Source organism: Bacteroides graminisolvens DSM 19988 = JCM 15093 (assembly GCF_000428125.1).
GTDB lineage: Bacteria > Bacteroidota > Bacteroidia > Bacteroidales > Bacteroidaceae > Bacteroides > Bacteroides graminisolvens.
The window spans coordinates 50,523-64,371 of record NZ_ATZI01000013.1 but is presented as its reverse complement, the minus strand read 5'-3'; the positions used below and the strand labels follow the sequence as shown (position 1 = coordinate 64,371).

Here is a 13,849-nt window from a genome sequence, read left to right as displayed (position 1 = left end):
CAGTTTTAATTAAATATTAATAAATAGTAGTGACTTAAGAGTCATTCACTAAGTCACTACATTAATTGATTATAATAAATCTGTCCTTCCTTTCACTTCATCAAGCACAGTCTTAGCAATAGACGTAGAAACCTGAGAATGATGTGAATACGTCATAGAAGAAGTTGCACGTCCAGAAGTAATTGTTCTGAGTGAAGTAACATAGCCAAACATTTCAGCAAGAGGCACAGTAGCTTTAACAATTCTCGCGCCAGATCGACTGGATTCCATTCCTTCTACTTGACCGCGACGCTTATTCAAGTCACCAATTACATCACCCATATTTTCTTCAGGGGTAACAACCTCAAGTTTCATCATAGGTTCCATTAAAACAGGGCCAGCTTTCGCACATGCATTTTTGTATGCTTGTATTGCACAAATTTCAAAAGATAATTGATCCGAATCAACAGGGTGAAATGAACCGTCAACCAATGTAACCTTCAAAGAATCAAGAGGATAACCAGCAAGAACACCATTCTTCATTGCCGACTGAAAGCCTTTTTGAACAGATGGAATAAACTCTTTAGGAATATTGCCTCCCTTTACTTCATCAATAAACTGTAGACCTCCTTGTACGAAATCCGCATCAACAGGACCAATATTGACAATAATATCAGCAAACTTACCACGACCTCCAGATTGTTTTTTATAAACTTCTCTTAAATTGACAGTCTTCGTGATTGCCTCTTTGTAATTAACTTGGGGACGACCTTGGTTACATTCAACTTTAAATTCTCGTTTAAGACGATCAATAATAATTTCCAAGTGCAATTCACCCATTCCAGAAATAACAGTTTGTCCGGTTTGCTCATCAGTCTTCACTGTAAAAGTAGGATCTTCTTCTGCCAACTTAGCTAAGCCGTTAGACAACTTATCCATATCCTTTTGAGTTTTAGGTTCAATTGCAACACCGATAACTGGTTCAGGAAAATCCATAGATTCCAATACAATAGGAGCCGATTCATCACATAATGTATCGCCTGTACGAATATCCTTTAAACCAACAGCAGCACCAATATCCCCAGCACCGATAACCTCAACTGGATTTTGTTTATTTGAGTGCATCTGAAATAAACGAGAAATACGCTCCTTCTTCCCTGAGCGAGAATTGTAAACATAAGAACCTGCATCAACTTTACCTGAATAAACACGGAAAAAAGTTAGACGACCTACATAGGGGTCTGTCGCAATTTTGAAGGCTAAAGCAGCAGTTTTGTCTTCCTCATCAGGCTTACGATCTTCTTCAATCCCTGTATTGGGATTTGTACCAACAACATTTTCTGTATCTAAAGGAGATGGTAAAAAAGCACATACGTAATCCAATAATGTCTGTACGCCCTTATTTTTAAAAGAAGAACCACAAAGCATAGGAACAATAGCCATTTGAACAGTGGCATTACGCAACGCTCTCAAAACTTCTTCTTCTGTGATAGTAGATGGATCATCAAAATATTTCTCCATTAATGCATCATCATACTCAGCAACTTTTTCAAGCATCTTATCTCTCCATTCATTGCTCTCATCAACTAAATCAGCAGGAATCTCGTCAACAGTATAGTCAGCACCCATTGTCTCATCATGCCAATAAATAGCCTTCATCTTAATCAAGTCCACAAGTCCCTTAAAAGTTTCTTCCGCACCAATGGGAACAACAACAGGACACGGATTTGCTCCTAAAATATCTTTCATCTGACGGACTACTTCAAAAAAGTCAGCGCCTGATCGGTCCATTTTATTTACGTAACCAATTCTGGGAACATTATACTTATCAGCTTGACGCCATACAGTTTCGGACTGAGGCTCGACACCACCCACAGCACAGTAAGTAGCAACTGCCCCATCCAAAACACGAAGAGAACGTTCCACTTCCGCTGTAAAGTCAACGTGTCCAGGTGTATCTATTAAATTTATTTTATAGGTTTCGTTTGCATATTTCCACCTCGTAGTAGTAGCAGCAGATGTAATAGTAATTCCACGCTCCTGCTCTTGTTCCATCCAGTCCATTGTAGCTGCTCCATCATGAACCTCACCAATTTTGTGTGTCAATCCGGTATAAAACAAGATACGCTCCGAAGTTGTAGTCTTACCAGCATCAATATGAGCCATGATACCGATATTACGAGTTAAATGTAAATCATGTTTTGCCATCTTCTAGTACTTTTATATATTTAGAATCTAAAATGCGCAAAAGCACGATTAGCTTCAGCCATTCTATGCATATCCTCTTTACGTTTAAATGACCCTCCTTGTTCGTTGAAAGCATCTATAATCTCAGCAGCAAGTTTATCAGCCATAGACTTTCCGCCTCTCTTACGAGCATATAAAATTAGATTCTTCATCGAAATTGATTCTTTACGATCGGGTCTGATTTCAGTCGGAACCTGGAAAGTCGCGCCACCTACACGTCTAGATTTCACTTCCACTAAAGGCGTAATATTATCTAGAGCCTTCTTCCACACCTCCAAAGCACTTTTTTCTTCATTAGGAAGCTTATTCTTAACAACCTCTAATGCTGCATAAAAAATTTCATACGAAGTGTTTTTTTTGCCATCATACATGAGATGATTCACAAATTTCGATACTTTTTGATCATTAAACACCGGATCTGGTAAGATCACACGTTTTTTGGGTTTAGCTTTTCTCATTTTACAATAAATAATGTTTTGTTTTTGGTTGCATTTTGTCTTCAACACCCTCACTAGGACATTTACTCAACCTTATACTTTTCCAATAACGAAAACGAGTTATAATTTGTTAATTATTTTTTCTTTGCAGGAGCTGCTGGTTGACCTGGCTTTGGTCTTTTTGCACCATACTTAGATCTTCTTTGAGTACGACCAGCTACTCCTGCTGTATCCAAAGTGCCACGTACAATGTGATAGCGAACACCAGGAAGGTCTTTCACACGTCCACCACGAACTAAAACGATGGAGTGTTCCTGAAGGTTGTGTCCTTCACCTGGTATATAAGAGTTTACCTCTTTTTGATTTGTAAGGCGAACACGTGCCACTTTACGCATTGCTGAATTCGGCTTTTTAGGTGTTGTTGTATACACCCTAACACAAACGCCGCGTCTTTGAGGGCAAGAATCCAGCGCAGGAGATTTACTTTTCTCTACCAACACTGAGCGCCCTTTTCTTACTAATTGTTGAATTGTAGGCATTTTAATTGTTTTTAATTATATATTATTTATTATTAATTTCAATACAGTATAATTCGGGCTGCAAAAATACAAATAATAATCCAATATATCAAACCAATATCTTTTTTTATTTTTTGTTCTCTATTTGTGGGGCAAATCAAGGAATTAAAGATATAATAATTCAGTAAGATTGATTTAAACAAAGATTATATATTGCAAACCATTAAAATGATAAAAAATACAAGAACACCCAAGATGATATTAATATATAATATTAGATATCAACTCAGGTGTTCATAATAATATTTAACAGGCGATCATTCCATGAAAGGAACTATGATTCCGTATAATCAATTACCGTCCTCTTATTAGCCAAAGCCCTATCGTATTCCTCTTTAGAGCCAACAATGATTTTTTCAAATTCACGTTGCCCAGTTCCTGCAGGAATTAAATGACCACATATTACATTTTCTTTCATACCCTCTAAACGATCAACTTTACCATTTATCGCAGCTTCATTTAAGACTTTAGTTGTCTCTTGGAATGATGCTGCCGACATAAAGCTAGATGTTTGTAAAGCAGCACGAGTGATACCTTGTAATATTTGGGTAGATGTTGCTGGTATAGCATCACGAACTTCGACAAGTTTCAAGTCACGACGTTTTAACATACTGTTTTCATCTCTCAACTTACGTGCAGTAACAATTTGTCCAGCTTGTAAAGTTTGAGAATCACCAGATTCAACTACAACCTTTTTACCCCAAATTCGGTCGTTTTCCTCCATAAAGTCAAGCTTATCAACCACTTGTTGTTCCAAGAAGCGAGTATCACCAGGTTCATCAATCTGTACTTTTCGCATCATCTGACGCACAATTATCTCAAAATGCTTGTCGTTAATTTTCACACCTTGAAGCCTGTATACATCCTGAACCTCGTTAACTATGTATTCTTGAACTGCAGTAGGGCCCTTAATAGCCAAAATATCAGATGGAGTTGTGGCACCATCAGATAATGGAGTTCCTGCCCGAACATAATCATTTTCCTGAACTAGAATTTGTTTAGAAAGAGCAACTAAATATTTCTTAACCTCTCCAGTTTTTGAGGTGACAATAATTTCACGATTTCCTCTTTTAATTTTCCCCATACTAATCTCTCCGTCAATTTCTGAGACCACTGCCGGATTTGATGGATTACGGGCTTCAAAAAGCTCTGTTACACGGGGCAATCCTCCAGTAATATCACCAGCCTTACCTACAGCGCGAGGGATCTTAACTATTACCTCACCTGCCTTGACCTTTTGTCCATTTTCAATAACAACGTGTCCACCCACAGGAAGATTATATGTTCTAATCAAATCACCACTCTCAGATATTACATGAGCAGATGGGACTTTAGTTTTATCTTTAGATTCAATTATGATTATTTCTCTAAGACCAGTTGCTTCGTCTGATTCAACTTTATAAGTAATATTCTCAATCACCCCTTCAAAATCAATTCTACCTGTAGCTTCAGTAATGATAACAGCATTAAAAGGATCCCATTTAGCAATAACCTTACCTTTATTTACTATATCACCGTCTGCGGCGTAAAGTTTTGAACCATAAGGAACATTATGAGTTGATAAAACAATATTCGTATTTACATCTATGAAGCGAACCTCAGCTAAACGTCCAACAACGACTTTAGCAGCCTCACCACTCTCATCAACAACATCAACCGTTCTAAGTTCTTCAAACTCTAGGCGCGAATCATTCTTAGCCACTATACTTGCATTTGCAGCTATATTAGCTGCAGTTCCTCCAGCGTGGAAAGTTCTCAATGTTAACTGTGTACCCGGCTCACCAATTGATTGTGCGGCAATAACACCAACCGCCTCACCTTTCTGAACCATACGGTTAGTCGCTAAATTTCTTCCGTAACATTTGGCGCAAACTCCCTTTTTAGATTCACAAGTTAATACCGAACGTATTTCGACACTCTCTATTGGAGATTCTTGAATTTTTTTCGCGATATCTTCTGTAATTTCTTCTCCACCAGCAACTAATAACTCTCCAGTAGTAGGATGAATAATATCATGTACAGATACTCTTCCTAAAATACGTTCATACAAAGTAGCAATAATATCATCATTATTCTTCAAGTCCATGCATACAAGACCACGAAGTGTGCCACAGTCTTCTTCATTAATAATAACATCGTGCGAAACGTCAACTAAACGACGAGTTAGATACCCTGCATCCGCTGTTTTGAGAGCTGTATCAGCAAGACCTTTACGGGCACCGTGAGTAGAAATAAAATACTCCAATACAGATAATCCCTCTTTAAAGTTTGACAAGATAGGATTTTCAATAATCTGTCCGCCCTCGGCACCTGCTTTCTGAGGCTTAGCCATAAGACCACGCATACCAGAAAGCTGTCTAATCTGCTCTTTTGATCCACGAGCACCAGAATCAAGCATCATATACACTGAATTAAAACCTTGATCATCAGATGAGATCGTTTTCATTAGTATATTTGAAAGTTCAGAGTTCACGTGTGTCCATATATCAATAACCTGATTATAACGTTCGTTATTTGTAATGAACCCCATATTATAGTTACTAATTACTTGCTCAACCTCATCATACCCTCTTTGTACAAGTGTTTCCTTTTCCTCAGGAATAATAATATCATCTAAGTTAAATGAAAGGCCACCCTTAAATGCCATTCGATACCCTAAATCTTTTATACCATCTAGAAAATCTGCAGTTTTTGCAACTCCGCATTTTTTTATAACATCACCAATGATTTCTCTTAAGGATTTTTTAGAAATAATGGTATTGATATAACCAACCTCTGCAGGTACAATTTCATTAACAATAACACGTCCAACAGACGTTTCACGCAAAACATCCACAATGTTGCCATTCTCGTCTAAATCCTTTACAATAACTTTGATTGGAGAATGAATATCGACTTTCCCTTCATTGTAAGCAATCATCGCCTCTTCAGGTCCATAAAAGATGAGTCCTTCACCTTTTGCCCCTTTACGAAGTTTAGTGATATAGTATAATCCAAGAACCATGTCTTGAGAAGGAACAGTAATTGGAGCTCCATTGGCGGGATTTAAGATATTATGTGAAGCAAGCATCAACATCTGCGCTTCCAATATGGCTTCATTACTTAAAGGTAAATGAACAGCCATCTGGTCACCATCAAAGTCTGCATTAAAAGCAGTACAAGCGAGCGGATGCAACTGAATTGCTTTGCCTTCAATCATCTTAGGTTGAAATGCCTGAATACCCAGTCTATGCAAAGTTGGTGCACGGTTTAACAGCACTGGATGTCCTTTCATAACATGTTCCAAAATATCCCAAATAACAGGTTCTTTGCGATCAACAATTTTCTTCGCAGACTTTACTGTTTTAACAATACCTCTTTCTATTAGCTTTCTAATAACAAAAGGTTTATAAAGTTCTGCTGCCATTAATTTAGGGATACCACACTCGTGCATTTTTAATTCTGGTCCCACTACAATAACAGAACGGGCAGAATAATCAACACGCTTACCAAGCAAGTTCTGACGAAAACGCCCTTGTTTACCCTTAAGGCTATCTGACAAAGATTTTAATGGTCTATTTGCATCCGTCTTTACGGCACTTGATTTGCGAGAATTATCAAATAAGGAATCAACTGATTCTTGTAACATACGTTTTTCATTACGCAAAATTACTTCAGGAGCCTTTATCTCAATAAGTCTCTTAAGACGATTATTTCTAATTATAACTCTTCTATAAAGATCATTCAAGTCAGAAGTAGCAAACCTTCCCCCATCAAGAGGAACTAATGGACGTAATTCAGGAGGAATAACAGGAACAATCCTCACAACCATCCATTCAGGTTTATTACGCCCTCTTGAAATACGGAATGATTCAACAACTTGTAAACGTTTTAATGCTTCATTCTTACGTTGCTGAGAGGCGTCATTCCCCGCGCGATGTCTCAACTCATATGATAAAGCATCTAAGTCAAGACGAGAAAGTAAGTCATAGATAGCATCCGCACCCATCTTAGCAATAAACTTATTCGGATCATTATCTTCCAAATACTGATTTTCTTTAGGAAGAGTGTCTAGAATATCCAAATATTCTTCTTCTGAAAGCAAATCATATGCAGCAATACCGTCTTCTGATTTCACACCAGGCTGTATAACTACGTATCTTTCATAATAAATTATTGAATCAAGTTTTTTGGTTGGCAAGCCTAACAAATAACCTATTTTATTAGGTAAAGAACGGAAATACCATATATGAGCAACGGGCACGACCAATTGTATGTGTCCCATTCGTTCACGTCTTACTTTCTTTTCCGTAACTTCAACGCCACAACGATCACAAACGATACCTTTGTAACGAATACGCTTATATTTTCCGCAATGACACTCGTAATCTTTGATTGGTCCAAAGATTCTTTCGCAGAACAGTCCATCGCGTTCAGGCTTATATGTACGGTAATTTATAGTTTCAGGTTTTAAAACCTCACCACTCGAATTTTCAAGAATTTCTTCAGGGGAAGCCAAACCAATTGAAATCTTCGAGAAATTACTCTTTATCTTATTTTCTTTTCTAAAAGCCATATAACATTTATTTTAAAATGTGCTAAAGATTCACTATTCTAAATTAATACTTAACCCTAGACCCCTTAATTCATGCAACAACACATTTAAAGACTCTGGTATCCCAGGCTGAGGCATTGGTTCGCCTTTTACAATAGCTTCGTACGCTTTAGAACGGCCAACAACATCATCCGATTTAATCGTTAGAATTTCCTGTAAAATATGAGATGCACCAAATGCTTCAAGAGCCCACACTTCCATTTCTCCAAAACGTTGACCACCAAATTGTGCTTTACCACCGAGAGGCTGCTGAGTAATTAGAGAATAAGGACCAATAGAACGAGCATGCATTTTATCTTCTACCATGTGTCCTAACTTCAACATGTAAGTCACACCAACTGTAGCAGGCTGATCAAACATCTCTCCAGTACCTCCATCACAAAGATATGTTTTACCAAAACGAGGTAAACCGGCTTTATCTGTCCACTGTGTTATATCTTCTAGAGAAGCACCATCAAAAATAGGAGTAGCAAATTTAATACCTAGTTTTTTACCTGCAGAGCCTAAGACAGCTTCAAAAATCTGTCCTAAGTTCATACGCGAAGGCACACCAAGCGGATTAAGCACAATATCTACAGGAGTACCATCTGATAAGAATGGCATATCTTCTTGGCGAACTACACGAGAGACAATACCTTTATTTCCGTGACGACCAGCCATCTTATCACCAACACCAATTTTGCGCTTTTTAGCAACATATACTTTAGCCATCTGAATTATACCAGCTGGTAATTCATCACCAATTGTTATACTAAATTTCTTACGTTTTAAATCAGCATCTAATTCTTTATATTTTTTCAAATAATTTAGAACTAAATCTCTAATTAATTCATTTGTATGCAAATCCGAAGTCCAGTTGCTTAATTGGATCGAATTAAAGTCTAGTGTTTCGAAATCAATAGGACTAAACTTAGAACCTTTAGCAATAACTTCAGCTCCCAAATAATCCTTAACACCAAGTGACACTTTACCTTCTGTCAGAGTTGATAGTTTCTTTACCAATATAGTCTTAAGATTTGCCACCTTTGATTCAAACTCATCATCTATTTTGGGTAATAGAGCTTTATCAGCAAGTTTAGAGCTTCTACTCTTAATTACGCGTGAGAATAATTTCTTATCAATAACTACTCCCTTCAAAGAAGGAGAAGCTTTCAGCGATGCATCTTTAACATCACCAGCCTTATCACCAAAAATGGCACGTAACAGTTTTTCCTCAGGCGAAGGATCTGATTCTCCTTTAGGAGTAATTTTACCGATAAGAATATCACCAGGTTGTATATTTGCACCAACACGAACTATACCATTTTCATCTAGATCTTTAGTTGCTTCCTCACTAACATTAGGTATATCAGAAGTTAATTCTTCCATACCTCTTTTCGTTTCCCTTACTTCAAGAGAATATTCCTCTACATGGACAGAAGTCAAAAGGTCTTCACGCACAACACGTTCGTTTAGAACAATAGCATCCTCGTAGTTGTATCCTTTCCAAGGCATATAGGCCACTAATAGATTCTTTCCGAGAGCTAATTCTCCCTTTTCTGTAGAATATCCTTCCGTTAGGATTTGACCTTTAGTTACTCTTTGACCTTTTTCACAAATAGGTCTAAGGTCTATAGTCATGTTCTGGTTGGTTTTCCTAAATTTAGGAATTTTGTATTCCTTCAGAGCTGGCTCAAAACTTACAAATTCCGCCTCGGGTGTTCTATCATATAATATACTTATTGTTGTAGCATCAACAAATTCAACCATACCATCACCTTCAGCAGCTATTTGAGTTCTCGAATCCTTAACTAATTGCTTTTCAATACCAGTACCCACAATAGGCGCTTCACTTTTAAGAAGCGGAACAGCCTGTCGCATCATATTAGAACCCATCAAAGCTCGGTTAGCATCATCATGTTCCAAGAAAGGAATTAGAGATGCAGCAATTGATGCTATTTGTTGTGGTGCAACATCCATTAGTTCTACTTCAGAAGGATCAACAACAGGATAATCAGCATCTTGTCTTGATTTGACTCTATTACGAATAAAAGCACCTTCATCGTTTAGTGGAGCATTTCCTTGAGCAATAATTTTGGCTTCCTCTTCTTCAGCAGTTAGATAAATAATTCCTTCAGGTGAGATATCTACCTTACTATCCTTGACTTTACGATACGGTGTTTCAATAAAACCAAGTTCGTTGATCTTTGCGTAAACACACAAAGATGATATCAAACCAATATTCGGGCCTTCAGGAGTCTCGATAGGGCAGAGACGGCCATAATGGGTATAATGCACGTCACGAACCTCAAATCCGGCCCTCTCTCTAGACAAACCACCAGGGCCTAAAGCTGACATACGTCTCTTATGAGTAATTTCAGCAAGAGGATTCGTTTGGTCCATAAATTGAGACAAAGCATTTGTCCCGAAAAACGAATTTATAACAGAGGAAATCGTCTTCGCATTAATTAGATCTATAGGCGTAAACACCTCATTATCTCTAACATTCATACGTTCACGAATAGTTCTAGACATTCTCGCAAGACCTACAGCAAATTGATTAGACAACTGCTCCCCAACAGTCCTTACACGGCGATTACTCAAATGGTCAATGTCATCAACATCGGCCTTAGAGTTAATCAATTCTATCAGATATTTTATTATTTCAATAATATCTTCTTTCGTCAACACTTTGACGTCCATAGCAGTTGAAAGATTCAACTTTTTGTTGATCCTATATCTTCCAACATCGCCAAGATCATATCTTTTTTCTGAGAAGAATAAATTATTAATAACTTCTCTAGCACTTGCATCATCAGCTGGATCTGCATTACGCAACTGCCGATAGATATACAAAACAGCCTCTTTCTCAGAGTTACTAGGATCTTTTTGGAGTGTATTATATATAATTGAATAATCAGATTGATTGGGCTCATCCTTATGTAAAAGAATATTCTGCACGCCTGATTCTATAATTTCGTCTACATGTTCAGCTGACAAAATCGTTTCGCGATCAATGATAACTTCGTTACGCTCAATAGAAACCACCTCACCGGTATCCTCATCTACAAAATCTTCAATCCAAGTCTTCAACACCCTAGCGGCCAACTTTCTTCCAATGACTTTCTTTAAGTTAGACTTATTAACCTTTACATCTTCAGCAAGATTAAAGATTTCTAGAATATCTTTATCATTTTCAAATCCTATAGCACGTAAAAGAGTCGTAACTGGAAGCTTCTTCTTACGATCAATATAAGCATACATAACATTATTAATGTCAGTTGCGAATTCAATCCATGATCCTTTAAAAGGAATTATACGTGCTGAATATAGCTTGGTACCATTTGCATGCACACTTTGACCGAAAAACACTCCAGGAGATCTATGTAATTGAGAGACAACAACACGCTCAGCTCCATTTATAACAAATGTAGCTTTATCAGTCATGTAAGGTATTGGACCTAAAAACACATCTTGAATAACAGTATCAAAATCCTCATGATCAGGATCTGTACAGTATAATTTAAGCTTAGCTTTTAATGGCACGCTATATGTAAGCCCTCGCTCTATACAATCATCAATTGTATAACGCGGCGGATCAATATAGTAATCCAAAAACTCAAGAACAAAGTTATTCCTTGTGTCAGCTATAGGGAAATTCTCAGCAAACACCTTATATAATCCCTCATTCTTACGTTTTTCGGGAGGAGTATCTAACTGTAAAAAGTCTTTAAATGACTTCAATTGCACCTCTAAGAAATCCGGATATTCTAAAGGATTCTTTATGGAAGCAAAATTAACTCGTTGATTTACTGTATTTGAAGACATCTGTCAATGAATTTGTAGAACTTAATTTTAAATATATACACAAAAAGGTTAAGAATCCTCTTGTAAAGGATTCTTAACCGAACTACCTGATAAACAGGCAAATGTTATTTAAGTTCAACCTCAGCTCCAGCTTCTTCCAATGCTTTCTTCAATGATTCTGCTTCGTCTTTAGCCAAACCCTCTTTAACTACGCTAGGAGCTCCGTCAACCATATCCTTAGCTTCTTTCAAACCAAGTCCACAAGTTTCTTTAACAGCTTTAACTACTTGAAGTTTAGCTGCACCAGCGCTCTTTAATACTACGTCAAAAGAAGTCTTTTCTTCTACGGCAGGACCAGCAGCAGCTGGACCAGCAGCAACTGCAACAGCTGCAGCAGCTGGTTCAATACCATATTCTTCTTTAAGGATAGTTGCAAGTTCATTAACTTCCTTTACTGTCAAGTTAACTAATTGTTCTGCAAAAGCTTTCAAATCTGCCATTTTTGTATGATTTTAATGTTTAAATACGATTTTGTTTTGAATTATCTATCACCAAGAGTTTTGAGTACCCCGTGAATGGTGTTTCCACCGGATTGAAGAGCGGAAATAACGCTTTTCGCAGGTGATTGCAACAAAGCAATAACGTCTGCAATAACTTCATTCTTGCTCTTGATACTAATCAATGCATCTAATTGATCTGCACCTATATAGAAACCTTCTTCAGCATAAGCAGCCTTTAATCCAGGTATTCCATCTTTAGCAACCTCTTTTAAAAGCTTTGCCGGAGCGTTTGCAGTATTGCAAAACATCACAGACGTAGCACCTTTTAAAGAGTTGTACAATGGAGAATAATCCAAATCCAAAGACTCAAGAGCTTTATGCAACAAGGTATTCTTTACTACAACAAGCTTAATATCTGCTTTATAACAAGCTCTTCTGAGTGCACTTGTAGATGCAGCATTCATAGCAGTCATATCAACTAAATAGAAATGACCATACTCGCTAATAGTAGCAGTTAACTGCTCAATAATTGTATTTTTATCTTCCTTTCTCATTGTTCCTCCATTAATTAGATTTCCTCAATTGACTTCGGATCTATCTTAATTCCAGCACTCATAGTACTTGAAAGATAAATACTCTTAATATATGTACCTTTGGCTGCAGTAGGTTTAAGCTTATTTAAAGTCGCAATAAATTCTTTGGCGTTATCACGGATCTTATCAACTTCAAATGAAACTTTTCCAATTGAAGTATGAACAATACCGCTCTTATCAACCTTAAAATCAATTTTACCTTGCTTAACTTCTTTAACAGCTTTAGCAACATCCATAGTTACAGTACCACTTTTGGGATTTGGCATTAAGCCACGAGGTCCTAAAACACGACCTAGAGCACCAATTTTCCCCATAATAGAAGGCATAGTAATGATAACATCAATATCAGTCCATCCTCCTTTGATCTTCTCAATATATTCATCAAGACCAACATAGTCAGCACCAGCTTCTTTTGCAGCAGCTTCAGCATCAGGTGTACACAATACCAAAACACGTACTTCTTTACCTGTTCCATGAGGAAGTGAAACAACACCTCTCACCATTTGGTTTGCCTTGCGAGGATCCACACCTAATCGCACATCAATATCTAAAGACGCATCAAATTTAGTAAAAGTAATCTCTTTTACCAAAGACGCAGCTTCTTTCAGTGAATATGCTTTCCCTGCTTCAATTTTTTCTGCAGCCAACTTTTGATTTTTTGTAAGTTTACCCATTCGAATTGAAGTTAATTAGTTATTATTAGGGAAATCCCCTTTTACTGCGATACCCATACTTCTAGCAGTACCAGCAACCATCTTCATAGCCGCTTCAATGGTAAAGCAATTCAAGTCAACCATTTTGTCTTGAGCAATCGTACGAATCTGTTCCCAAGTTAATTCAGCAACTTTTTTACGATTAGGCTCAGCAGAACCACTCTTAACTTTAGCAACTTCAAGTAATTGAATTGCTACAGGAGGAGTTTTGATTACAAAATCAAAAGACTTGTCTGCGTAGTAAGTGATAATAACAGGTAAAATCTTACCTGCCTTATCTTGGGTTCTGGCGTTGAATTGCTTGCAAAATTCCATTATGTTAATACCCTTAGAACCCAAAGCAGGTCCAACAGGGGGAGATGGATTTGCCGCGCCTCCTTTAATCTGTAATTTGATTAGTCCAGCAACTTCTTTAGCCATTT

Annotated in this window: 9 protein-coding genes; all 9 read right to left on the bottom strand. The window is 37.3% G+C overall.

Annotated elements, in window-relative coordinates; translation table 11 throughout:
• Positions 1–69 precede the first annotated feature (69 nt).
• The 9 genes from fusA to rplK all read right to left on the bottom strand — a co-directional run bounded on the left by fusA (position 70) and on the right by rplK (position 13,847).
• The gene (gene fusA, locus C511_RS0109675; protein WP_024997601.1) at positions 70–2,187 is read right to left on the bottom strand and encodes an elongation factor G; all 2,118 of its coding nucleotides are present in this window, start codon (positions 2,185–2,187) and stop codon (positions 70–72) included.
• A 20-nt stretch (positions 2,188–2,207) separates the two neighbouring features.
• A complete protein-coding gene (gene rpsG / locus C511_RS0109670) occupies positions 2,208–2,684 on the bottom strand; it encodes a 30S ribosomal protein S7 (protein WP_024997602.1) in 477 nt (158 codons plus the stop codon).
• A 113-nt stretch (positions 2,685–2,797) separates the two neighbouring features.
• Positions 2,798–3,202, bottom strand: coding sequence for a 30S ribosomal protein S12 (gene rpsL, locus C511_RS0109665; protein ID WP_024997603.1), 405 nt, complete (start codon positions 3,200–3,202; stop codon positions 2,798–2,800).
• Positions 3,203–3,515: 313 nt separating this feature from the next.
• Positions 3,516–7,796: a DNA-directed RNA polymerase subunit beta' gene (gene rpoC, locus C511_RS0109660; RefSeq protein ID WP_027318092.1), complete on the bottom strand. Its 4,281-nt coding sequence runs from the start codon at positions 7,794–7,796 to the stop codon at positions 3,516–3,518.
• 33 nt (positions 7,797–7,829) lie between these two features.
• Entirely contained in the window at positions 7,830–11,642 is a 3,813-nt protein-coding gene (rpoB, locus tag C511_RS0109655; protein WP_027318091.1) for a DNA-directed RNA polymerase subunit beta, read from the bottom strand.
• A gap of 104 nt (positions 11,643–11,746) precedes the next feature.
• A complete protein-coding gene (rplL, locus tag C511_RS0109650; RefSeq protein WP_024996907.1) occupies positions 11,747–12,121 on the bottom strand; it encodes a 50S ribosomal protein L7/L12 in 375 nt (124 codons plus the stop codon).
• A gap of 41 nt (positions 12,122–12,162) precedes the next feature.
• Positions 12,163–12,675: a 50S ribosomal protein L10 gene (rplJ, locus tag C511_RS0109645; protein WP_024996908.1), complete on the bottom strand. Its 513-nt coding sequence runs from the start codon at positions 12,673–12,675 to the stop codon at positions 12,163–12,165.
• A 14-nt stretch (positions 12,676–12,689) separates the two neighbouring features.
• Positions 12,690–13,388: a 50S ribosomal protein L1 gene (gene rplA, locus C511_RS0109640; protein ID WP_024996909.1), complete on the bottom strand. Its 699-nt coding sequence runs from the start codon at positions 13,386–13,388 to the stop codon at positions 12,690–12,692.
• Between the two features lie 15 nt (positions 13,389–13,403).
• Positions 13,404–13,847, bottom strand: a complete 444-nt coding sequence (gene rplK, locus C511_RS0109635) for a 50S ribosomal protein L11 (protein WP_024996910.1) — start codon at positions 13,845–13,847, stop codon at positions 13,404–13,406.
• Positions 13,848–13,849 lie beyond the last annotated feature (2 nt).